We start from the raw sequence: 22,074 nt of genomic DNA, 5'->3' as shown, positions 1-22,074 counted from the left end.
ACGATAATCATGGATTGCCTATGAAAAACAATGAAATTGCCATTTTTTCCGTGTCAAAAACTATCACACAACGCATATCCAATGTGCTTATCGAAAGAAAAATCGACATCCCTGTCTACGAATTTCATTATGCCGATGTGGTGGAAAAAGCCCGTCAGTTGATTCATAACGGAACCAAAATAATCATCAGCCGGGGAGGCACGGCAGCGCTTTTGCGAAACAGCCTGAACATTCCGGTTATCGAAATAGCTCACGATCTGCACGGGATTTACCGCATTCTGGAAGAGGCGCGTAAAAAATCACACAAAATTGCCGCAGTGGGCTTCCCGCAGTTCTGTAATGTGCTTCGCCACTACCAGAACATGACCAATGACGAATTTAAGATATGCCAGGTCTATAATCATAATGACATTGAAAACGTTGTAAAAAACCTGGCGGAAAACGACTATCAGTTATTGATTGGCGGCCTGACGGTAGCCGAGATGGCGAAAAAGTACGATCTCAACGTCATCATGGGCGATACCGACAACATCTCCATTGAACAAGCGCTGGATGTCGCCGCCAGTATGTTGAAATACATCAATAAAGAAAGCATGAAGCTGGCGATGTCCTGGTCGGCGCTCAACCAGTCGCGCGACGGGGTAATGTGCCTCGACCAGTCCGGGGAAATCATCAATATTAATGCCCGCGGGTTTGCATTGTTTCAGTGCAATATTGGCGAAAAAATCTTCAAAAAAGAGGCGTTTAAAGGTGTTTATGGCAGCATCATTAATGAGATTGATGTAAAAGAGCACGTCATTGAGATTGAAGGCGAGACCGTCCACATCGCCATAAAACACTTTGCCAACAAGCACGGCTTTTACAGCATTGTGACCGGCAGCAAACCGGAAATAACCGGATGGCCCGGTTCACGCGCCACAAAAAAGACGGACAATAAAGGCTTTACCACAACCTATACTTTTGCCGACATCATTGGCCGCTCTCCCGTTATGGAAGCCACCATCGCCACAGCTAAAATCTACGCCGCCCACGCTCTTCCTGTAACTCTCCTTGGCGAGACAGGCACTGGGAAGGAGCTGTTTGCCCAGAGCATCCATCACGCCAGCACCCGCAGTGCGGAGCCGTTTATCGCTATCAACTGCGCTGCCATCCCGGAGAGCCTTCTGGAAAGCGAGCTATTTGGTTATGCCGACGGCGCCTTTACCAATGCGCGTCGGGGCGGCAAACCTGGCATTTTTGAAATGGCGATGCATGGCACAGTGTTTATAGACGAGATCAGCGAAGCGCCGCTCGCCGTGCAAATCAAGCTTCTACGTGTGTTGCAGGAAAAAAGGTTCAGCCGCATTGGGGGAGACTCGCTCATTAACGCTGACTTTCGTTTGATTACCGCCAGCAATAAAGAATTAGGCGCGCAGGTCGCAGCGGGCGCGTTTCGTCAGGATCTCTGGTATCGCATCAATATTCTTGAGCTGCGCCTGCCAGCATTAAAAGAGCGTAGCGGAGATGTCATGCTGATCCTCAACGATCTGCTGGCAAAGCAGAACAAACAACTCCGTTTTACCCCTGACGCCGTTGCGTTTCTTAATAACTATCCGTGGCCCGGCAATATTCGTGAATTACAAGCCGTCGCATTCCGCCTGGCGGTGCTGTTTGAGTCGCGGGAGGTAGATGTAAAGACCCTTCAAGCCCTCTGCCGGCTTTGCGCAACCAACGTCGCAAACGAAAACGGCATCACCCTGCCAGAGGGTGAAGTAGTGGGCCTGTTAAAAAAACAGGAGAAAAAGTTAATCAGTACGGTGATGAGACAAACCGGCGGCGACCGCACCAAAGCCGCAGCTATGCTGGGAATCAGCGCGACCACCCTGTGGCGAAAAATGAAGGAATACCACCTGGAGACGATGTAACTTTCTGTTTTCCGCCTGCGCTGGCTCACATCGTAAACCCGGAAACGCTCAGTTCACGCTCAACCCAGCTAAGAAAAACTTTCACCTTCTCTTTCTGTTCATTGACGTGGGGAAGAACAAAGTGGTGCGCAGCCACCGGCATACTGTGATCGGCGGCGAAGACCGGCACCAGATTACGCTGGCGCAGGTAGTCATCGGCCAGCAGGTTGCTTTCGAGAATAATCCCCATCCCTTTACTGGCCGCTTCAATGCTCATATACGAGCGGTCAAAGCTGAAATAGTAATTTTTATGATGGTTGTCGACCCCGTGCCACGAGAGCCAGGTATTCCAGTTAACCAGCGTGCTGTCGGAATGAATTAACTCATACTGTAAGAGATCTGCAGGCTGCTGAATATTTTTCCCCTCCAGATATTCAACAGATGAATAAGGTATGACCTTCTCATTTTTAATAGTGCGGACGAACAGCGTTGGCCATTCCGGTAAGCCGTGGCGGATATCGATATCCAGATTATCGCGGCTAAACTGTAAGTTCTCATAAGAGCAGGTCAGGCTGATTTTCAGATCCGGGAACTCTTGCCTGAACTTATTTAACCGGTGGATTAACCACAGCAGGCCGAAACTTGGCGCGGAGTGAATACGCAAATGCTCATGATGAATATCGTTAATCACCTGATCGGTAGCCCGTCCGATAATACTGACGGCACCGGAGACCTCTTTTAAATATTTCTCGCCGATATGGGTAAGCTGTACCCCTTTGCCGCTGCGAATAAACAGTTTTTTACCGATAAACTGCTCCAGGCTGGCAATTTGATGACTAACCGCCGAGGCGGTGATATTCATTATTTCCGCCGCCTGATTTATACTGCAAACATTCGCTACTTCAATAAATGTCTGTATATTTCTCAGAGAAGGAATAGGTAAAGGTTTTTTTGTGGTCACTTTTGTCATTTAATCCCACCGTTACGCGCCTGCTAAAATAATCTGATAACTTTTTAATTTTTATTGAAGCATTATGCATAGCCTTATCCAGAGAGGCAGTGTAGTGAAAAGCGCCCTGTTAAAACAGCGCCTGGCGGGAAAAAGCGGTTTTATGGCGGCAGCGCGCGCCATTCTGTGATGCAGCCAACACTTTTCAGCGGTAAATTTAAACGCCAGCCCCCGTTAAGCATTATTTATTTGAGTGCTCTCACGAATCAAATTTTTCTCAACCTCAATTGAGCTTTCTTGCATGCCGGGCGTTTTCGCCAGTTGCTATATTGCCCGCACAGGCCTGAAAAATAACCGGGACGATAAAAGTCCGGTATGAACCTTAAGCCAAAAGAAAGATAAGAGGAAACCCTATGTCCCGTATAGATAGTCTTGTCTGTACCGGTGCCAAAAAAACCAACTATCGCTTTGTGGTACTGGCGATAATATTTGCGGTGTATGCAATAAATTACGCCGACCGCACAAACATTGGCGCTGTACTTCCCTTTATTATTGACGAGTTTCACATCAACAATTTCGAAGCCGGGGCGATAGCCAGCATGTTTTTCCTCGGCTACGCCATAAGCCAGATCCCGGCAGGCTTCTTTATCGCCAAACGTGGTACGCGGGGGCTGGTAGCCCTGTCGATCTTCGGCTTCTCCGCCTTTACCTGGCTGATGGGGACCGTCAGTTCCGTGTTCGGCTTAAAGCTGGTGCGCCTGGGGCTGGGGCTGAGCGAGGGGCCGTGTCCGGTGGGGCTGGCCTCGTCGATTAATAACTGGTTCCCGGCGAAAGAGAAAGCCACCGCCACCGGCGTTTACATCGCCGCCACCATGTTCGCGCCCATTATCGTGCCGCCGCTGGCGGTATGGATAGCGGTCACCTGGGGCTGGCGCTGGGTCTTCTACTCATTCGCTATACCCGGCATTGTTATCGCGGTGGTCTGGTATCTGTTTGTTAAATCGAAACCGTCTGAAAGCCGCTTCGTCTCGGAAAGCGAACTGACGGTGATTAACGACGGCGCAGGCGCGCAGGAAAAGCCGCGGGAAAACATCCAGCTGGCACCCAAATTCGCCACCCTCGATAAGCTGATTCGCGTTAAAAAGCTTGCACCTATCGACACGGTAAAAGGGCTGTTCACGTCGAAGAACATTTTAGGCGACTGCCTGGCCTATTTCATGATGGTGAGCGTGCTGTATGGCCTGCTGACCTGGATCCCGCTCTATCTGGTCAAAGAAAAAGGCTTTGATTTTATGAGCATGGGCCTCGTTGCCAGCATGCCCTGTATCGGCGGTTTTGTCGGCGCCATCGGCGGCGGTTATATCTCCGATAAATTACTTGGTCGCCGCCGTAAGCCGACCATGATTTTCACCGCAATTTCCACCGTGATTATGATGGTCATCATGCTGAATATTCCGCAAAACACCATGGCGGTATGCGCGGGATTATTTATGGTGGGATTGTGCCTGAATATTGGCTGGCCTGCGTTCACCGCTTACGGCATGGCGGTTTCTGACAGTGAAACGTATCCGATTGCTTCATCCATTATTAATAGCGGCGGCAACCTTGGCGGTTTTGTCTCTCCGATGGTAGCTGGCTTTTTATTAGATTTTACCGGCAGCTTTAATTCTGTATTCACCTATTTCGGTGCCTGTGCCGCCATAGGCCTGATCGTTATTTTAACGCTGGATGAAGCACAATAACCTTTTTCATCTGAATGATATCTATGTAATGGAGTAAAGTATGTTATTAAAAGATAAAGTCGCCATTATTACTGGCGCGGCCTCCCCACGCGGTTTGGGTTTTGCCACCGCGAAATTATTTGCCGAGAACGGCGCGAAAGTTGTCATTATTGATTTGAATGAAGAAGCCAGTAAATCAGCGGCGGCCAGTTTAGGCGCGCAGCATTTGGGCGTGGCGGCAAACGTCGCTAATGAAGTTCAGGTGCAGGCGGCAATTGAGCAGGTATTAGCAAAATACGGTCGCATTGACGTTCTGGTAAATAATGCGGGCATTACCCAGCCGCTGAAATTAATGGATATTAAGCGCGAAAACTATGATGCCGTTCTGGATGTCAGCCTGCGCGGCACCCTGATTATGTCCCAGGCGGTTATCCCGACGCTGCGCGCGCAAAAATCCGGCAGCATCGTCTGCATCTCGTCTGTTTCCGCTCAGCGTGGCGGCGGCATCTTCGGCGGCCCGCACTACAGCGCGGCTAAAGCGGGCGTGCTCGGCCTGACCCGCGCTATGGCCCGTGAGCTTGGCCCGGACAACGTGCGGGTAAACGCCATCACTCCTGGCCTTATCCAGACCGACATCACCGCGGGCAAACTCACCGACCAGATGCGCGACAACATCCTCGCCGGTATTCCGATGAACCGCCTTGGCGACGCCGTGGATATCGCCCGCGCCGCGCTGTTCCTCGGCAGCGATCTCTCTTCCTACTCCACAGGCATCACGCTGGACGTTAACGGCGGGATGTTAATTCACTAAGGGGATACACCATGACAAATGCAGACGTTCAAAAGGTCGCGGCAGCCGCGTGGCGCATCCGCCGTTACGCCCTGCGTATGGGCGAAGTACAGGGCCAGGGCTACATCGGCCAGGCGCTGGGTTATGCCGATGTGCTCGCCACCGCTTTCGGGCACATGATGAACTTCCGCCCGGCGGAGCCGGAGTGGGAGGAGCGCGACCGTTTCCTGCTGTCGCACGGCCATTATGCCATCGCCTACTACGCGGCGCTGCTGGAGGCCGGCATCATCCCGGAAGAGGAGCTGGAAACATACGGTTCCGATGACAGCCGCCTGCCGATGTCCGGCATGGCCACCTATACCCCGGCGATGGAGATCTCCGGCGGCTCGCTGGGCCAGGGGCTGAGCATCGCGGTGGGGATGGCGCTGGGCCTGCGCCAGAAGAAAAACCCGGCGCTGGTGATCAACTCCATGTCGGATGGCGAACTGGACGAGGGCTCAACCTGGGAAGCGGCCATGTCCGCCGCCCACTACGGGCTGACCAACCTTATCAACATCGTCGACGTGAACAAACAGCAGGCCGACGGCGACTCGCGCAAGATCCTTGGCTTCGAGCCGCTGCATGAGAAATGGGCGTCGTTCGGCTGGTATGTGCAGCGCGTAGACGGCAACGACCTGCCTGCCGTTATTAAAGCGTTTGAAAATGCCAAAAGCTGGCCGGAAAACCAGCCGCGGGTGATCCTCTGCGACACGCTGATGGGTAAAGGCGTGCCCTTCCTGGAAACCCGTGACAAGAACCACTTTATCCGCGTCGACGCCGATGAATGGCAGAAAGCGATCGCCGTGCTGGATGCCAATAAACCGGAAGGAGTGCTGTAATGAGCCAGACAACTCAGACCAAAACCCGCTTAAAAACCTCCGCCATGATCGCCTCTATCGCCGATGAAGGTCAGGCGACCGTCTCCGCGCCTTTTGGCCACGCGCTGGCGAAACTGGCGGAGCAACGCCCGGAGATCGTCGGTATGACCGCCGATCTGTCGAAATACACCGATCTGCATATTTTTGCCCAGGCGCACCCGCAACGCTTCTTCCAGATGGGGATGGCCGAACAGCTGCTGATGGGCGCGGCAGGCGGGATGGCGAAAGAGGGCTTTACCCCCTTTGTCACCACTTACGCCGTTTTCGCCACCCGTCGCGCCTATGATTTTATCCATCAGGTCATTGCCGAAGAGCACCTGAACGTGAAGATTTGCGCCGCCCTGCCGGGCCTGACCACCGGCTACGGCCCGAGCCACCAGGCGACGGAAGATCTGGCGATTATGCGCGGCGTGCCGGGGCTGACCATCGTCGATCCCTGCGACGCGCTGGAAATTGAGCAGGCCGTACCGGCCATTGCCGACCATAACGGCCCGGTCTATATGCGTCTGCTGCGCGGCAAGGTGCCGCTGGTGCTGGACAAATACGACTACAAATTCGAGCTGGGCAAAGCGAAGCTGCTGGAAGAAGGCAACGATGTGCTGATTATCGCCTCCGGCCTGATGACCATGCGCGCGCTGGAAGCGGCGGAAAAACTGCGTAAGGACAACGTCAGCGTGGCGGTGCTGCACGTGCCGACCATCAAGCCGCTGGATGAGCAGACCATTCTGGCGCAGGCGGCGAAACCGGGTCGTCTGGTGGTCACCGCAGAGAACCATACCTGCGTGGGCGGCCTGAGCGAAGCGGTCGCCGCGCTGCTGATGCGCAAAGGGGTAAGCTGCGAGTTCGATGTGGTCTCGCTGCCGGATGAATTCCTGCATGCGGGCGCGCTGCCGACCCTGCACGATCGTTACGGTATCTCCACTACCGCCATGGTAGAAAAAATTAAAAACCGTCTTAAGTAATCTTCGCGCCGCCAATACGGCGGCGCTTTTTCTGACAGGTAAGTTGCTTTTGAGGCCGTCATGTCCAGTAAACCAGCAGATTCACTCAACGCGCTTGTAGAACGCGTTAAAAAAGCTCAACAACACTACGCTACATTCAGCCAGCAACAGGTCGATAAGATTTTCCGCGCCGCCGCGCTGGCCGCCGCCGATGCCCGTATTCCCCTCGCCAGAATGGCAGTGGAAGAGTCCGGGATGGGCATCGTGGAAGATAAAGTGATCAAAAATCATTTTGCGTCCGAATACATCTATAACGCCTATAAGGATGAGAAGACCTGCGGCGTGCTGGAGGAAGATGACGCCTTCGGCACCCTGACCATCGCCGAACCCATCGGTATTATTTGCGGGATTGTCCCCACTACTAACCCCACCTCTACGGCGATATTTAAGGCGCTTATCAGCCTGAAAACCCGTAACGGCATTATCTTCTCCCCGCATCCCCGCGCGAAAAATGCCACTAACCGGGCGGCGGATATTGTGCTGCAGGCGGCGATTGCCGCCGGCGCGCCGAAAGACATCATTGGCTGGATCGACGAGCCTTCTGTTGAGCTCTCTAACCAGTTGATGCACCACCCCGACGTCAATCTGATACTTGCCACCGGCGGGCCAGGGATGGTGAAAGCGGCCTACAGCTCCGGCAAACCGGCCATTGGCGTTGGCGCGGGCAACACCCCGGTGGTGATTGACGAAACCGCCGATATCAAACGCGCCGTAGCCTCTATTCTGATGTCAAAAACCTTCGATAACGGCGTCATCTGCGCCTCCGAGCAGTCGGTGGTGGTAGTAGACGAGGTTTATGAAGCGGTGCGCGAGCGCTTTGCCACCCACGGCGGCTACCTGCTGCGCGGCAAAGAGTTGCAGGCAGTTTCGGCCATCCTGCTTAAGAACGGGGCGCTGAATGCGGCCATCGTCGGCCAACCCGCGGTCAAAATTGCTGAAATGGCGGGCATTAACGTGCCTGCGACGACAAAAATCCTTATAGGCGAAGTAAACAACGTGGATAACAGCGAACCCTTTGCCCATGAGAAGCTCTCCCCCACCCTCGCCATGTACCGCGCCAAAGATTTCACCGATGCGGTTGATAAAGCGGAAAAACTGGTGGCGATGGGCGGCATCGGGCACACCTCATGCCTCTATACCGATCAGGATAATCAACCGCAGCGCATTGCCTGCTTCGGCGAGCGAATGAAAACGGCGCGCATTCTTATCAACACGCCAACCTCTCACGGCGGCATTGGCGATCTGTATAACTTCAAACTTGCGCCGTCTCTGACGCTCGGCTGCGGCTCCTGGGGTGGAAATTCCATCTCCGAGAACGTCGGGCCGAAGCACCTGATCAACAAAAAACCGTCGCCAGACGAGCTGAGAATATGTTGTGGCATAAACTCCCCAAATCCATCTACTTCCGCCGCGGTGCCCTGCCCATCGCGCTGGATGAAGTGATTGCCGATGGCTGCAAACGCGCCATCGTCGTCACCGACCGCTTTCTGTTCAATAACGGCTACGCCGACCAGATCACCGCCGTCATGAAAGCCGCCGGCGTTGAAACCGAAGTGTTCTTTGAGGTGGAAGCCGACCCGACCCTGAGCGTGGTGCGCAAAGGGGCGCAGTTGATGAACGCCTTTAAACCGGATGTGATCGTCGCGCTGGGCGGCGGTTCGCCGATGGATGCGGCGAAAATTATGTGGGTAATGTACGAGCACCCGGAAACCCATTTTGAGGAGCTGGCGCTGCGCTTTATGGATATTCGCAAGCGCATTTATGCTTTCCCGAAAATGGGCGGCAAAGCGAAGCTGATTGCGGTGACGACCACCTCCGGCACCGGTTCCGAAGTGACGCCGTTTGCCGTGGTGACCGACGATGCCACCGGGCAGAAATATCCGCTGGCCGATTACGCCCTGACGCCGGATATGGCGATTGTCGATGCTAACCTGGTGATGGCGATGCCGAAATCGCTGTGCGCATTCGGCGGCCTGGACGCGGTAACCCACGCGCTGGAAGCCTATGTATCGGTGCTGGCGTCAGAGTTTTCAGACGGTCAGGCGTTGCAGGCGCTGAAACTGCTGAAAGAGAACCTGCCCGCGTCGTACCACGAAGGGGCGAAAAACCCCCAGGCCCGCGAGCGAGTGCACAGCGCGGCGACCATAGCCGGGATCGCTTTCGCCAACGCTTTCCTCGGCGTCTGCCACTCGATGGCGCATAAGCTGGGTTCACAGTTCCACATTCCGCACGGGCTGGCGAATGCGCTGCTTATTACTAACGTGATTCGCTATAACGCCAATGACAACCCCACCAAGCAGACCGCGTTCAGCCAGTACGACAGGCCAAAAGCCCGCTGCCGGTATGCGGAAATCGCCGATCATCTCGGCCTGACGACGGGGAAAGAGAGCACCGGCGCGAAGATTGGCAAGCTGCTGATGTGGCTGGAGAGCCTGAAAGCGGAGCTGGGTATTCCGAAGTCCATCCGCGAAGCGGGCGTACAGGAGACCGACTTCCTGGCCGCGGTGGATAAGCTCGCCAACGATGCGTTCGACGACCAGTGCACCAGCGCGAACCCGCGTTATCCGCTGATTAGCGAAATCCGCCAGATCCTGCTGGATACCTTCTACGGTCGCATTTTCGAAGAGAAGTAACGGACTGCGGCTCAGGGATGAGCCGCCATTCACTTCTGTAACCGATCAGACCGCCGGATACTCCGCCACGCCGTCCGGCCACGGCGTTAACAGGTCATAACCGGTACGGGTTACCGCCACCATATGCTCCCACTGGGCGGAAAGGGAGCGATCCTTCGTCACCACCGTCCAGCCGTCGGAAAGCACGCTGGTGCCAGCTTTACCGGCGTTGATCATCGGTTCAATGGTGAAAATCATCCCTTCTTTCAGCTTAAGGCCGGTGCCTGGCGTGCCGTAGTGAAGAATTTGCGGCTCCGCATGGTACTCCTGCCCCACGCCGTGCCCGCAATACTCCCGCACCACCGAAAAGCCTGCCGACTCCGCAACCTGCTGAATGGCCGCGCCAATATCGCCGAGCGTTGCGCCAGGGCGCACCACTTTGATGCCCGCCACCATCGATGCATAAGTTACATCCACCAGCCGTTTCGCCCGTACCGAAGGCTCGCCCACGAAGTACATACGGCTGGTGTCGCCGTACCAGCCATCTTTAATGATCGCCACGTCGATATTCACGATATCGCCGTTTTTCAGGCGCTTGTCGGAGGGAATGCCGTGGCACACCACATGGTTGACTGAGGTACAGGTGGTGCGGGTATAGCCGTGGTAGCCAATGTTCGCCGGTATCACCTTTAACTCATTGCGAATAAAGTCATGGCAAAGATCGTCGAGTTCGGCCGTGGTGATGCCCGCCTGCACGTGGGGCTTAATCATCTCCAGCACGCGCGCGGCGGCGTGGCCTGCGGCGCGCGCCAGTTCAATCTCTTCCTGGGAATGTATTTTGATATTGCTCATCTGCTCTCATGCTCCGTGGTTAACGCACGCGGTTCGCCCCCGACCAGGGTATGGATATCGACTCCGCCCTGCAGCTCCGCCTGAATCAGCAGCCGGGACAGCTCATGGTGCGTTAAATGCGGATACAGCTCACAGAGCATTCCTACCTTCAGCCAGTGTTCCGCCTGAGCGTTGATGGAGCGGCTCAGGGCAGTGCTGGCCAGGCGCAGATTCTCATGCATCAGGTCGGAGATTTTGACGATACCCATAACTCACCTTATACGATTTATATATGGAATGTATAATAGTCTAAAACGGTTGCCAGAAGAATTAAAAAATAAATACGGCTAATAGCCGTACGCTTTGACGGGGAATGCAAGTGCGGTTATAGTAGCAACCGGCTATTAGCCGTATAACAATGAGTAACACTGCTAAGGTGAAGAAATATGGGCAAAACCATGGCGCTCTCTTCCGAAATGAAAAGCGTTAAAAATGCACGGGTTGAAATTAAGACCAGCGCAGAACTGAAAGAGGTGCTGCGCGAGGCCGCATCAGCGGCCGGGCTGGATTTAAGCGCCTTTATTCTGAGCGCAGCCCTGGAACGTGCCGAAAATGTCCTTGATAACCAACGTCGTCGTCAGCTCTCGGAACAAAGCTGGAAAGAGGTTAATGCGCTGATTGCCGAACCTGCAGCGCCGACACTGGCATTACAGGCATTAATGCAGAGAAATAAAGATGGAAGAAAAGCATAAGGAATGTGGGGTAATGCTGTGCGCTTACCAGGCTGATATCCAGTATCCGGGGCAAAAAAAATTCGATTGCGGTAATCCGGTAATCAATAAGTTCGTCCAGGATTCGCTTAAAAAAAACGTGCGGGACGGTAACTGCACCGCCAGAATTTTGATAGACAGCGCGTCTGGAGAGCTGCTAGGCGTATGCACCTATACGGCTTACGCCCTGGCAAAAGAAAAGCTGTCTGGCATTATTCTGGGCTCGCTTCCGGGCGAAATCGGCGTTATCAGGCTTGTCATGCTGGGAATTGCCGCAAAAGGGCAGAAGCAAGGCTACGGTCTCGATTTGCTGTGCGAGTTTTTTCAGCAGGTTAAGGCGATTCATCAGGTACTACCGATAAAAGGTGTTTATCTTGACGCAGCCCCTGAGGCCATCGGGTTTTATGCCCGGCTGGGGTTTGTTGAACTCAACGAACCACCCAATGCGTTTGGCGCGGTCCCTATGTTCCTTGGGATCCAACATATCCTTGCCGCCTGACGATTTTACTCCGCCAGCGCCTGCGCGCAGGCCCAGGCGCTCGACCAGGCCCACTGGAAGTTATAGCCGCCCAGCCAGCCGGTCACATCCATCACTTCACCAATAAAATAGAGCCCCGGCACGTTGCGCGCTTCCATCGTGCGCGATGAGAGTTCCCGGGTATCGACCCCACCCAGCGTCACTTCCGCCGTACGATACCCTTCGGTGCCGTTTGGCTGCACCCGCCAGTGGGTCAGCATCTCTACCAGCGTCGCCTGCTCGCGGCTGTTGAGCTGTTTAAGGGCGACGTCTGGAATTTGCCCCAGCAGCTGCAGGCACTCCACCAGCCGCTTTGGCAACTGCATCGCCAGGGTGTTTTTCAGGCTTTGATTAGGGTGCGTCTGGCGCTGGTCGTTAAGGAAGGCGTCCAGATCGCACTCCGGCAGCAGGTTAATGGTGACAAACTCGCCGGGCTGCCAGTAGCTGGAAATTTGCAACACCGCAGGCCCGGAAAGGCCGCGGTGGGTAAACAGCAAGTTCTCTTTAAACACCACGCCGTTTTCGGCGGTGATTACCGACGGGACGGAGACGCCGGAAAGGGTCTGAAACTGTTCCAGCATGGGCTTATGCAGCGTAAAGGGCACCAGGCCCGCACGCGTCGGCAGCACCTTAAGGCCAAACTGCTCGGCCACTTTATAGCCGAACGGCGACGCCCCCAGCCCAGGCATCGACAGCCCGCCAGAGGCGATCACCAGTTTTGGCGCGGCAACCGTCGCGCCATTAAGCTGCAACGTATATCCGTCATCGTCCCGGGCAACGCTTAGCACCTCGCTGCGCAGCCGCAGCGCGACCTGCCCTTTTTCACACTCGGCCACCAGCATATTGACGATCTGCTCTGCCGAATCGTCGCAGAAAAGCTGGCCAAGCGTTTTTTCATGCCAGGCGATGCCGTATTTGCCCACCAGGTCGATAAAGTCCCATTGCGTATAGCGGGCAAGGGCAGATTTGCAAAAATGGGGGTTCTGGCTGAGATAGGCCGCGGGTTCGACATAAAGATTGGTGAAGTTACAGCGGCCGCCGCCGGACATCAGGATCTTACGGCCTGGCTTTTTCCCGTTGTCCAGCAATAACACGCGCTGCCCGGCTTGCCCCGCCTGCGCTGCGCAAAACATGCCCGCCGCACCGGCGCCGATCACGATGGCGTCAAACTTTTCCACACTACCCCCTCATTTTCACAGGTGGCGGATTGTAAATTTTTCCCGGTGGTCACACCAGCCTCAATATACGAGGAGATCCTTATTTTGCTGAAAATTATAAGGATATGCCTGGATACAAGGGGTGAGATCAGAAAAAATGTCAAAAAAAGTCCATATTTCACTTTGCCGATGCCATAAAAGTCCCTGATAATGCGCCGCGTTCATGTCCTCAAAATGGCGTAACGTCTATGCTACATTTATTTGCCGGTCTGGATCTTCATACCGGACTGTTACTTGTGCTTGCTCTGGTCTTTGTTCTGTTCTACGAAGCAATTAACGGCTTCCACGACACGGCGAATGCTGTTGCAACGGTAATTTATACCCGAGCAATGCGCTCGCAGCTGGCTGTCGTGATGGCGGCCCTCTTCAACTTCTTCGGCGTTCTGCTGGGGGGGTTAAGCGTAGCCTATGCCATTGTGCATATGCTGCCCACCGATTTACTGCTCAACGTGAGTTCCGCCCATGGCCTGGCTATGGTCTTCTCTATGTTGCTGGCAGCCATTATCTGGAACCTTGGCACCTGGTATCTTGGCCTGCCTGCTTCCAGCTCCCACACCCTGATTGGCGCGATTATCGGCATTGGTTTAACCAACGCGCTGATGACCGGTACATCAGTGGTCGATGCGCTTAACATCCCGAAAGTTATCAATATTTTCGGATCACTGATCATTTCGCCGATTGTCGGCCTGATCTTCGCAGGCGGCCTGGTGTTCCTGCTGCGCCGCTTCTGGAGCGGCAGTAAAAAGCGGGCGCGTATCCACTTAACGCCTGCGGAGCGCGAAAAACAGGACGGTAAAAGAAAGCCGCCGTTCTGGACCCGTATCGCCCTTATCGTCTCTGCGATTGGCGTGAGTTTCTCTCACGGCGCGAATGATGGTCAGAAAGGCATTGGCCTGATTATGCTGGTGCTGATTGGCGTCGCGCCGGCAGGCTTTGTCGTCAATATGAACGCCTCGGGTTACGATATCACCCGTACCCGCGATGCGGTGAATAACGTCGAAGTCTGGTTCCAGCAGCACCCGTCACTGTTGCAGAAAGCGACGGGCGCCGATCCGGTCATCCCGACGCCAGAAGAAGTGGCAAGCAATCCCGGCGAGTTCCACTGCCATCCGGCCCGCGCCATTCCGGCGCTGGACAGGGCGAAAGCCATGCTCACCGGCATCGAAAGTTACGATACGCTGCCTGTTGAACAACGTGGCCAGCTGCGTCGTATCATGCTTTGCCTGTCGGACATCACCGATAAAGTGGCTAAGTCTCCAGAGGTCAGCGCGGACGATCAGCGGCTGCTTAAGAAGCTGAAAGGCGACATGCTGAGCACCATTGAGTACGCCCCTATCTGGATTATCATGGCCGTCGCACTGGCGCTGGGCCTGGGTACGATGATCGGCTGGCGTCGCGTGGCGACCACTATCGGCGAGAAAATCGGTAAGAAAGGCATGACCTATGCGCAGGGGATGTCGGCGCAGATGACCGCAGCGGTCTCTATCGGCCTTGCCAGCTATACCGGCATGCCGGTTTCCACCACCCATGTACTCTCTTCCTCGGTGGCGGGAACCATGATTGTTGACGGCGGCGGCCTGCAGCGTAAAACCGTGACCAGCATTTTAATGGCATGGGTCTTTACCTTACCGGCCTCGATCCTGCTTTCGGGCATCCTTTACTGGATAGCCCTCCAGCTGATTTAACCGCTTAAAACGGGTCAGGAAACTGGCCCGTTTTTTTTACTGCCAAATCATTAGCGCAATCAGGCTCACCACAATCAAACCGCACAGCGCGCTGGTTAAGATGAACTGGCCGCGTACGCGTTCGCAACGGCGAATAAACTCATCATCATGATGATCGCGATAACGCTGGGCATAGATATACCAGACCAGGCGCATCTGCTTACTGGGTTGACCGTGAGAGGTAAAAAAACCTCCGCCATCGACATATTGGTAGAGCAAGGGATCACAACCACGAAGTACCACTAACAGCGCGCGTAACGATGAAAAATAACGCGCCATGTTAACCACACAAACGATGCACAAAGCCCAAAACAGCGCGACGGTGCTGATCATATCTCCTCCCCGGCGAACCGCCCACGGATACGTGCTCCGGAACATCCGCTCCCAGACAATCAACCAAGCCATGCAATGAAGAGTCTTAATAGCCGATCCAGATCACAATCTTAAATCCGAACGGCTCATTAAATAGTGTAGGAGATTTGTTTATTTTTTTGCCACATGGTTAACAGATCTTACGCATCTGGTTGTAAACATTGATTAAGTGAATCGTGATCGCGGCCAATTGACGATAAGTAATGAGAGTTATAATGTAGGATTATGCTGAACAACGAGATCCTTGAGGCCGTGCGCTCCCCCGCACGTGGTACGCAGGACGCGGGAAACAGTACAGCTGCATCACGGGTTCCGCACCCGTTGGTCATCGACAACTTATGGAAGGAGTAACACTATGGCTTACAAACATATTCTTATCGCGGTAGATCTCTCGCCGGAAAGCAAGCTGCTGGTTGAGAAGGCGGTCTCCATGGCGCGCCCCTACAACGCGAAAATCTCCCTGATTCATGTCGACGTTAATTATTCCGACCTTTACACCGGTCTTATCGACGTAAACCTTGGCGATATGCAAAAACGTATCTCCGATGAAACGCACCACGCGTTGACCGAGCTCTCTACCAGCGCAGGTTATCCGATTACCGAAACCTTAAGCGGCAGCGGCGACCTGGGCCAGGTGCTGGTAGACGCCATTAAGAAATACGATATGGATTTGGTGGTTTGCGGCCACCATCAGGACTTCTGGAGCAAACTGATGTCCTCAGCGCGTCAGCTGATTAACACCGTGCACGTGGACATGCTGATTGTCCCGCTGAAGGATGAAGACGACGATTAATCTTCCTTCCCCTCTCCCCCCGGGGAGAGGGAAAACCGTTATACCGCGTCTGTTTCCGCCGTCCCGGCATAAATATCAAACCGGTGCCCTTTGGTTACTATCGCGTTGGTAGTGGCAACGCCTGCCAGCGGCGGCGCATAGTCCGGGCGCTTCACCACCACCCGTTTTGTCGCCAGCCTGCGGGCCGGTTCGAGCAATCCATCCGCATCCAGGTCCGGCCCCACCAGCGACTGAAACACCCGCATCTCTTTTTTCACCAGCGCGCTTTTCTGCTTATGGGGAAACATCGGGTCAAGGTAGACCACCTGCGGGCGGGGGGTGATATCCGCAAGCCCGGTCAGGCTGGAGGCGTGAATCAGTTGCAAACGCTCCCGCAACCAGCCGCCGATTTCCGGGTCGGCATAGCCGCGCGCCAGCCCGTCATCAAGCAGCGCCGCCACCACCGGATTACGCTCTAACATACGCACCCGGCAGCCTACCGACGCCAGCACAAACGCGTCGCGCCCTAACCCCGCCGTCGCATCCACCACCTCCGGCAGATAGTCGCCTTTGATGCCCACGGCTTTGGCTACCGCCTCGCCACGACCGCCGCCGAATTTGCGCCGGTGCGCCATCGCTCCGCCGACAAAATCGACAAAAATACCGCCAAGCTTCGGCTCGTCCCGCTTGCGCAGCTCAAGGCGCTCAGGGGTGAGCACCAGCGCCATCAGGTTGTCATCGTCCTGTTCCAGCCCCCAGCGGGCCGCAAGAACAGATAAGGCGCCGTCTCCGGCGCCTGTTTCATCTACTAAGCAGATCTTCACCTGGATTTAGCCTTCAATACCGTAATGCTCCAGCATCGCATCCAGCTGCGGTTCACGGCCACGGAAGCGTTTGAACAGCTCCATCGGCTCTTCGGAACCGCCACGGGTAAGGATGTTGTCCAGGAAAGACTGCCCGGTTTCACGGTTGAAGATCCCTTCCTCTTCAAAACGCGAGTAGGCATCTGCGGCCAGCACATCCGCCCACAGGTAGCTGTAGTAGCCTGCCGCATAGCCGCCCGCGAAGATATGGCTGAACGCGTGCGGGAAACGGCCCCATGAGGGTGACGGCACCACGGCGACCTGCTTTTTAATCTCAAACAGCGTATCGAGGATTTTCGCCCCCTGCTCCGGGTTAAACTCGGCGTGCAGACGGAAGTCGAACAGGCCGAACTCCAGCTGACGCAGAATAAACAGCGCCGCCTGGTAGTTCTTCGCCGCCAGCATTTTATCCAGCAGCGCCTGCGGCAGCGGTTCGCCCGTCTCATAGTGGCCGGAGATAAAGGCCAGCGCCTCCGGCTCCCAGCACCAGTTTTCCATAAACTGGCTCGGCAACTCGACCGCATCCCACGGCACGCCGCTGATACCGGCAACCCCCGGGGTTTCAACGCGGGTAAGCATATGGTGCAGGCCGTGACCAAACTCGTGGAACAGGGTGATCACTTCATCGTGGGTAAACAGCGCCGGTTTACCGTTAACCGGGCGGTTAAAGTTACAGGTGAGGTAAGCCACCGGTTTTTGCAGGCTGCCGTCCGCTTTACGCATCTGCCCGACGCAGTCGTCCATCCACGCCCCGCCGCGCTTGTTTTCACGGGCGTAGAGGTCAAGATAGAAGCTGCCGCGCAGCTCACCGTTTTCATCAAACAGATCGAAGAAGCGCACGTCCGGATGCCAGACGTCAACATCATGGCGCTCTTTGGCAGTAATGCCGTAAATGCGTTTCACCACTTCAAACAGGCCGTTAACGGCTTTGTTTTCCGGGAAATAGGGGCGAAGCTGCTCGTCGCTGATGCTGTAGAGATGCTGCTTCTGTTTTTCGCTGTAGTAAGCGATATCCCACGGCTGCAGTTCATCCACGCCGAACTGCGCTTTCGCAAATTCACGCAGCTGCGCCAGTTCACGCTCCCCTTGCGGGCGGGCGCGTTTAGCCAGATCGGTTAAGAAATCAAGCACCTGCGATGGGTTTTCCGCCATCTTCGTCGCCAGCGATTTATGGGCATAGTTTTCAAAGCCCAGCAGCTGCGCCAGTTCGTGACGCAGGGCGAGGATTTCGGCCATCACCGGGCTGTTATCCCACTTGCCGGCATTCGGCCCCTGATCGGAGGCGCGGGTGCCATAAGCGCGGTACATTTCTTCACGAAGCGCCTGGTTGTCGCAGTAGGTCAACACCGGTAAATAGCTCGGGATATCCAGCGTTAACAGCCAGCCATCCTGCTCTTTTGCTTCCGCCTGCGCTCTGGCGGCGGCCAGCGCGCTTTCCGGCATACCGGCCAGCTCTGCTTCGTCGGTGATGAGCTTCGTCCAGCCCATCGTGGCATCCAGCACGTTGTTGCTATACTGATTACCCAGCTCAGAGAGGCGCGCGGCAATTTCGCCATAGCGCTGCTGCTTCTCTTTCTCCAGGCCGATACCGGAAAGCTCAAAATCACGCAGCGCGTTATCAACCGATTTTTTCTGCGCGGTATCCAGGGCGGCATAGTGCTCGCCGTCGCGCAGGTCGCGATAAGCGTTATACAGCCCCTCATGCTGCCCGACCCAGGTGCTGTACTCAGAGAGCAGCGGCAGGGTTTGCTCGTAGGCCTCACGCAGTTCCGGGCTATTTTTTACCGAATTGAGGTGGCTCACCGGCGAGAACAGTCGCCCCAGCACATCGTCCACCTCTGCAAGCGGCTGACACAGATTTTCCCAGGTATAGGGCGCGCCCTGCGCTACCACGTTTTCTACCGCGTTACGGCAGTCGTCCAGCGCTTTTGTCACGGCGGGCACGACATGTTCAGGCAGGATTTTTGAAAAAGGCGGTAGTTCGAAAGGCGTCAATAATGGATTTGTCATAAGCGCAGTCCTGTCCTGTAAGAGAATAAATGAAGCGCACGATCCGGCGCTCTGCATAAGGTTGTAGCATGGGGTTAAGTGTAGAGGATTTCAATGCCAGGCGGTGCGCAGAACCACTAATCGCCAATGGTTGCGGTATGTCGTGTACTATAGACCCCCCTGCTGAGGAGAGCGTATGTTAAACCTGATTCTGTGCGTGCTGATACTTGTGGCGCTGGCCGTGGTCATGCTGCGAATCCCTACCCGCTGGCGCAACCGGGGTAAAGCCAACGCGGACGGCCTGCGCAAAATTTCGCTGACCAGCAAAACGTTCCGCCCTGGCAAAGGGGGGCAACTGCTGCCTACGGATTACTACTTCGATCGGGACAACTTCTACATCGTTCAGTTAGAGAAAAAAACCCAGGTGCCGCTTGCCAGCATCAGTAAAGTGGAACGTGAAGCGATAAGAGTAAACAATCGCTCTTTCTGGATAGTCACTTATCAGCACAATGGCGAGACGAAGCAGGCGCGCTTTCGTCACAATTTCACCCTTTTTAACACCGCATTCGCCGATTTTCTGGACGCCGTGCAGGTAGCTAACCCTCAGGCCAGCGTACGCAAATTTACCGCCTTCACGGTGTAAAAACCTGGCTGGCAGTAATCCTGGGCAATCTACGGTAAACTGTGGCAAATCTCGTTCATATTCGGAATTACTGCCTCCATGCTCAGTTATCGCCACAGCTTCCACGCTGGCAACCACGCCGACGTGTTAAAACACACCGTTCAGAGCCTGATCGTTGAATCGCTCAAAGAAAAAGAGAAACCGTTTCTCTACCTCGACACCCATGCCGGGGCCGGGCGCTATCAGCTTTCCGGCGAACATGCCGAACGGACCGGCGAATATCTGGAAGGGATCGCCCGCATCTGGCAGCAGGATGACCTGCCCGCCGAGCTTGAGCCGTATATGAGCGTGGTGCGCCACTTCAATCGCAACGAGACGCTGCGCTACTACCCGGGTTCGCCGCTGATCGCCCGCCAGCTGCTGCGCCCGCAGGACAGCCTGTTTATGACTGAACTGCACCCGAGCGACTATCCGCTGCTGCGCCAGGAGTTCCAGAAGGATGACCGCGCCCGCGTGGAACGTGCCGATGGCTATCAGCAGCTAAAAGCCAAACTGCCGCCGGTGTCCCGCCGCGGCCTGGTGCTGATCGACCCGCCCTATGAGATCAAAACCGATTACCAGGCGGTGGTCACCGGCATCAATGAAGGCTACAAACGCTTTGCCACCGGCACTTACGCACTGTGGTATCCCGTGGTGCTCCGCGCGCAGATAAAGCGCATGCTCAAAGAGTTAGAGGCTACCGGCATCCGCAAAATTTTGCAGATTGAACTGGCGGTGCGCCCGGACAGCGATCAGCGCGGTATGACCGCCTCCGGGATGATCGTCATCAACCCGCCGTGGAAGTTAGAGGCACAGATGAATAACGTGCTGCCCTGGCTGCACCGTAAACTGGTGCCGGGCGGAACGGGCCATACTCTCGTAAACTGGGTAGTACCCGAGTAATCGCAGCGATTGAGGGAATCTCGCAGCCTGCGCGTTACAATCGCCACACTATTCGACCTCGTTCAGAATTAAGGAAGCAACCATGAGCAAACATTACGACTATATCGCCATTGGCGGTGGCAGCGGCGGGATAGCCTCGATTAACCGCGCCGCCATGTACGGCCAGAAATGCGCGCTGATTGAAGCCAAAGAGCTGGGCGGCACCTGTGTGAACGTAGGTTGCGTACCGAAAAAAGTAATGTGGCATGCGGCGCAAATCGCCGAGGCGATTCATCTGTACGGGCCGGATTACGGCTTTGATACCACCGTTAACCATTTCGACTGGGGCAAGCTGGTCGCCAGCCGCAGCGTCTATATTGACCGAATCCACACCTCTTATGAGAACGTGCTGGGCAAGAACAATGTTGATGTGATCCGCGGTTTTGCCCGCTTCGTGGATGCAAAGACTGTTGAGGTCAACGGCGAGACGATCACCGCCGATCATATTCTGATCGCCACCGGTGGTCGCCCGGTGCACCCGAATATTCCCGGCGCGGAGTACGGCATTGACTCCGACGGTTTCTTTGAACTGCCCGCCCTGCCAAAACGGGTCGCGGTGGTGGGCGCGGGCTATATCGCCGTCGAACTGGCGGGGGTGATTAACGGCCTGGGGGCCGAAGCGCATCTGTTCGTGCGTAAACATGCGCCGCTGCGTAGCTTCGACCCGATGATCGGCGAAACGCTGGTGGAGATTATGGCCGCCGAAGGCCCAACGCTGCATACCCAGGCGATACCGAAAGAGGTGGTGAAGAATGCCGACGGCAGCCTGACGCTGACCCTGGACGATGGCCGCTCACAAACCGTCGACTGCCTGATCTGGGCGATTGGCCGCGAACCCGCGAACGATAATTTCAACCTGGCGGCGACCGGGGTGAAAACCAATGAAAAAGGCTACATCGTGGTGGATAAGTTCCAGAACACCAGTGTTGAGGGCATTTACGCCGTAGGCGACAACACCGGCGCGGTGGAGCTGACCCCGGTGGCCGTCGCGGCGGGCCGTCGCCTGTCAGAGCGCCTGTTTAACAACAAACCGGACGAGCACCTGGACTACAGCAATATTCCCACCGTGGTGTTCAGCCACCCGCCTATCGGCACCGTAGGCTTAACCGAACCGCAGGCGCGGGAGCAGTACGGCGACGCGGAAGTGAAGGTGTATAAATCATCGTTTACCGCGATGTACACCGCCGTGACCAGCCACCGCCAGCCGTGCCGGATGAAGCTTATCTGCGTCGGCGCCGACGAGAAGATTGTCGGCATCCACGGTATTGGTTCCGGCATGGACGAAATGCTGCAGGGCTTCGCGGTGGCGCTGAAAATGGGCGCGACCAAGAAAGATTTCGACAATACGGTCGCCATTCACCCGACGGCGGCGGAAGAGTTTGTCACCATGCGGTAAAACGCAAACGGGTGGCGCACAGCCGCCTGTTCCCCTCACCCTAACCCTCTCCCCAGAGGGGGCGAGGGGGACTCACACGGTGCGGTTGTCCAAAACGTAGCCCGGGTAAGGCGAAAGCCGCACCCGGGATGGTGTGGAGCCGCCTGT

The 22,074-nt window shown here is 55.5% G+C and carries 19 protein-coding genes and 1 pseudogene; 13 read left to right on the top strand and 7 right to left on the bottom strand.

What is annotated here, in order from left to right; genetic code table 11:
- Positions 1-20: 20 nt before the first annotated feature.
- A complete protein-coding gene (locus tag ENTHG_RS19065; protein WP_044183485.1) occupies positions 21-1,904 on the top strand; it encodes a sigma-54-dependent Fis family transcriptional regulator in 1,884 nt (627 codons plus the stop codon).
- 25 nt (positions 1,905-1,929) lie between these two features.
- Here ENTHG_RS19065 and ENTHG_RS19060 read toward each other — a convergent pair whose 3' ends face one another.
- On the bottom strand, positions 1,930-2,853 hold the full coding sequence (locus tag ENTHG_RS19060) for a LysR substrate-binding domain-containing protein (protein ID WP_044183484.1): 924 nt from the start codon (positions 2,851-2,853) through the stop codon (positions 1,930-1,932).
- A gap of 392 nt (positions 2,854-3,245) precedes the next feature.
- Here ENTHG_RS19060 and ENTHG_RS19055 point away from each other — a divergent pair, with 392 nt between their 5' ends.
- The 5 genes and pseudogenes from ENTHG_RS19055 to adhE form a co-directional block, all read left to right on the top strand.
- Positions 3,246-4,574: an MFS transporter gene (locus ENTHG_RS19055; RefSeq protein ID WP_044183482.1), complete on the top strand. Its 1,329-nt coding sequence runs from the start codon at positions 3,246-3,248 to the stop codon at positions 4,572-4,574.
- Positions 4,575-4,614: 40 nt separating this feature from the next.
- Positions 4,615-5,364, top strand: a complete 750-nt coding sequence (locus tag ENTHG_RS19050; protein WP_044183479.1) for an SDR family NAD(P)-dependent oxidoreductase — start codon at positions 4,615-4,617, stop codon at positions 5,362-5,364.
- Between the two features lie 11 nt (positions 5,365-5,375).
- Positions 5,376-6,221 (top strand): transketolase, encoded by an 846-nt coding sequence (locus tag ENTHG_RS19045; protein ID WP_044183477.1) that lies wholly within the window; start codon positions 5,376-5,378, stop codon positions 6,219-6,221.
- On the top strand, positions 6,221-7,222 hold the full coding sequence (locus ENTHG_RS19040) for a transketolase family protein (protein WP_044183475.1): 1,002 nt from the start codon (positions 6,221-6,223) through the stop codon (positions 7,220-7,222). The genes ENTHG_RS19045 and ENTHG_RS19040 overlap by 1 nt, the downstream gene beginning before the upstream one ends.
- Before the next feature lie 60 nt (positions 7,223-7,282).
- Positions 7,283-9,888: pseudogene (adhE, locus tag ENTHG_RS19035) on the top strand (bifunctional acetaldehyde-CoA/alcohol dehydrogenase); the annotation flags it as partial.
- A 51-nt stretch (positions 9,889-9,939) separates the two neighbouring features.
- On the opposite strand, the gene map reads toward adhE, so the two are convergent.
- Together map and ENTHG_RS19025 are read right to left on the bottom strand one after the other, a co-directional pair.
- Positions 9,940-10,725: a type I methionyl aminopeptidase gene (gene map / locus ENTHG_RS19030; RefSeq protein WP_044183474.1), complete on the bottom strand. Its 786-nt coding sequence runs from the start codon at positions 10,723-10,725 to the stop codon at positions 9,940-9,942.
- Positions 10,722-10,973 (bottom strand): ParD-like family protein, encoded by a 252-nt coding sequence (locus ENTHG_RS19025; protein ID WP_044183471.1) that lies wholly within the window; start codon positions 10,971-10,973, stop codon positions 10,722-10,724. The genes map and ENTHG_RS19025 overlap by 4 nt, the downstream gene beginning before the upstream one ends.
- 177 nt (positions 10,974-11,150) lie before the next feature.
- On the opposite strand from ENTHG_RS19025, the gene ENTHG_RS19020 reads away from it, so the two are divergent.
- Both ENTHG_RS19020 and ENTHG_RS19015 read left to right on the top strand, forming a co-directional pair.
- Positions 11,151-11,456 carry a type II toxin-antitoxin system TacA family antitoxin gene (locus ENTHG_RS19020; RefSeq protein WP_044183469.1) on the top strand — a complete coding sequence of 102 codons (306 nt, stop codon included), beginning with the start codon at positions 11,151-11,153 and terminating at the stop codon, positions 11,454-11,456.
- Complete coding sequence (locus tag ENTHG_RS19015; RefSeq protein WP_044183466.1) at positions 11,440-11,973, top strand: GNAT family N-acetyltransferase; 534 nt, start codon at positions 11,440-11,442, stop codon at positions 11,971-11,973. The genes ENTHG_RS19020 and ENTHG_RS19015 overlap by 17 nt, the downstream gene beginning before the upstream one ends.
- Positions 11,974-11,978: 5 nt before the next feature.
- Here ENTHG_RS19015 and ENTHG_RS19010 read toward each other — a convergent pair whose 3' ends face one another.
- Complete coding sequence (locus ENTHG_RS19010) at positions 11,979-13,169, bottom strand: BaiN/RdsA family NAD(P)/FAD-dependent oxidoreductase (protein WP_044183462.1); 1,191 nt, start codon at positions 13,167-13,169, stop codon at positions 11,979-11,981.
- Between the two features lie 227 nt (positions 13,170-13,396).
- Here ENTHG_RS19010 and pitA point away from each other — a divergent pair, with 227 nt between their 5' ends.
- Positions 13,397-14,893, top strand: coding sequence for an inorganic phosphate transporter PitA (gene pitA, locus ENTHG_RS19005; protein WP_044183459.1), 1,497 nt, complete (start codon positions 13,397-13,399; stop codon positions 14,891-14,893).
- A gap of 36 nt (positions 14,894-14,929) precedes the next feature.
- On the opposite strand, the gene uspB is transcribed toward pitA, so the two are convergent.
- Positions 14,930-15,265: a universal stress protein UspB gene (uspB, locus tag ENTHG_RS19000; RefSeq protein ID WP_044183456.1), complete on the bottom strand. Its 336-nt coding sequence runs from the start codon at positions 15,263-15,265 to the stop codon at positions 14,930-14,932.
- 394 nt (positions 15,266-15,659) lie between these two features.
- Between uspB and uspA the strand changes: the two genes are divergently transcribed.
- Positions 15,660-16,097, top strand: coding sequence for a universal stress protein UspA (gene uspA / locus ENTHG_RS18995; RefSeq protein WP_044183453.1), 438 nt, complete (start codon positions 15,660-15,662; stop codon positions 16,095-16,097).
- A gap of 38 nt (positions 16,098-16,135) precedes the next feature.
- Here the strand turns inward: uspA and rsmJ are convergent, their stop codons facing one another.
- Entirely contained in the window at positions 16,136-16,900 is a 765-nt protein-coding gene (rsmJ, locus tag ENTHG_RS18990; protein WP_044183448.1) for a 16S rRNA (guanine(1516)-N(2))-methyltransferase RsmJ, read from the bottom strand.
- Between the two features lie 6 nt (positions 16,901-16,906).
- Positions 16,907-18,949 carry an oligopeptidase A gene (gene prlC, locus ENTHG_RS18985; protein WP_044183446.1) on the bottom strand — a complete coding sequence of 681 codons (2,043 nt, stop codon included), beginning with the start codon at positions 18,947-18,949 and terminating at the stop codon, positions 16,907-16,909.
- A gap of 175 nt (positions 18,950-19,124) precedes the next feature.
- Between prlC and ENTHG_RS18980 the strand changes: the two genes are divergently transcribed.
- From ENTHG_RS18980 to gorA, 3 genes are all read left to right on the top strand, one after another.
- On the top strand, positions 19,125-19,571 hold the full coding sequence (locus ENTHG_RS18980) for a hypothetical protein (protein ID WP_052332738.1): 447 nt from the start codon (positions 19,125-19,127) through the stop codon (positions 19,569-19,571).
- Between the two features lie 78 nt (positions 19,572-19,649).
- Positions 19,650-20,492, top strand: a complete 843-nt coding sequence (locus ENTHG_RS18975) for a 23S rRNA (adenine(2030)-N(6))-methyltransferase RlmJ (RefSeq protein ID WP_044183444.1) — start codon at positions 19,650-19,652, stop codon at positions 20,490-20,492.
- A gap of 82 nt (positions 20,493-20,574) precedes the next feature.
- Positions 20,575-21,927 carry a glutathione-disulfide reductase gene (gene gorA, locus ENTHG_RS18970; RefSeq protein ID WP_044183441.1) on the top strand — a complete coding sequence of 451 codons (1,353 nt, stop codon included), beginning with the start codon at positions 20,575-20,577 and terminating at the stop codon, positions 21,925-21,927.
- Positions 21,928-22,074 lie beyond the last annotated feature (147 nt).

This window comes from Phytobacter massiliensis JC163, from assembly GCF_000321045.1.
Classification (GTDB): Bacteria; Pseudomonadota; Gammaproteobacteria; order Enterobacterales; family Enterobacteriaceae; genus Phytobacter_A; species Phytobacter_A massiliensis.
This window is presented reverse-complemented; position numbering and strand designations above follow the sequence as displayed.

Excerpts from the sequence above, each read along its gene's own strand:
- ENTHG_RS19065 (WP_044183485.1), top strand. The coding sequence starts at position 21 with ATGAAAAACAATGAAATTGCCATTTTTTCCGTGTCAAAAACTATCACA.
- ENTHG_RS19060 (WP_044183484.1), bottom strand. The coding sequence starts at position 2,853 with ATGACAAAAGTGACCACAAAAAAACCTTTACCTATTCCTTCTCTGAGA.
- ENTHG_RS19055 (WP_044183482.1), top strand. The coding sequence starts at position 3,246 with ATGTCCCGTATAGATAGTCTTGTCTGTACCGGTGCCAAAAAAACCAAC.
- ENTHG_RS19050 (WP_044183479.1), top strand. The coding sequence starts at position 4,615 with ATGTTATTAAAAGATAAAGTCGCCATTATTACTGGCGCGGCCTCCCCA.
- ENTHG_RS19045 (WP_044183477.1), top strand. The coding sequence starts at position 5,376 with ATGACAAATGCAGACGTTCAAAAGGTCGCGGCAGCCGCGTGGCGCATC.
- ENTHG_RS19040 (WP_044183475.1), top strand. The coding sequence starts at position 6,221 with ATGAGCCAGACAACTCAGACCAAAACCCGCTTAAAAACCTCCGCCATG.
- map (WP_044183474.1), bottom strand. The coding sequence starts at position 10,725 with ATGAGCAATATCAAAATACATTCCCAGGAAGAGATTGAACTGGCGCGC.
- ENTHG_RS19025 (WP_044183471.1), bottom strand. The coding sequence starts at position 10,973 with ATGGGTATCGTCAAAATCTCCGACCTGATGCATGAGAATCTGCGCCTG.
- ENTHG_RS19020 (WP_044183469.1), top strand. The coding sequence starts at position 11,151 with ATGGGCAAAACCATGGCGCTCTCTTCCGAAATGAAAAGCGTTAAAAAT.
- ENTHG_RS19015 (WP_044183466.1), top strand. The coding sequence starts at position 11,440 with ATGGAAGAAAAGCATAAGGAATGTGGGGTAATGCTGTGCGCTTACCAG.
- pitA (WP_044183459.1), top strand. The coding sequence starts at position 13,397 with ATGCTACATTTATTTGCCGGTCTGGATCTTCATACCGGACTGTTACTT.
- uspB (WP_044183456.1), bottom strand. The coding sequence starts at position 15,265 with ATGATCAGCACCGTCGCGCTGTTTTGGGCTTTGTGCATCGTTTGTGTG.
- uspA (WP_044183453.1), top strand. The coding sequence starts at position 15,660 with ATGGCTTACAAACATATTCTTATCGCGGTAGATCTCTCGCCGGAAAGC.
- prlC (WP_044183446.1), bottom strand. The coding sequence starts at position 18,949 with ATGACAAATCCATTATTGACGCCTTTCGAACTACCGCCTTTTTCAAAA.
- ENTHG_RS18980 (WP_052332738.1), top strand. The coding sequence starts at position 19,125 with ATGTTAAACCTGATTCTGTGCGTGCTGATACTTGTGGCGCTGGCCGTG.
- ENTHG_RS18975 (WP_044183444.1), top strand. The coding sequence starts at position 19,650 with ATGCTCAGTTATCGCCACAGCTTCCACGCTGGCAACCACGCCGACGTG.
- gorA (WP_044183441.1), top strand. The coding sequence starts at position 20,575 with ATGAGCAAACATTACGACTATATCGCCATTGGCGGTGGCAGCGGCGGG.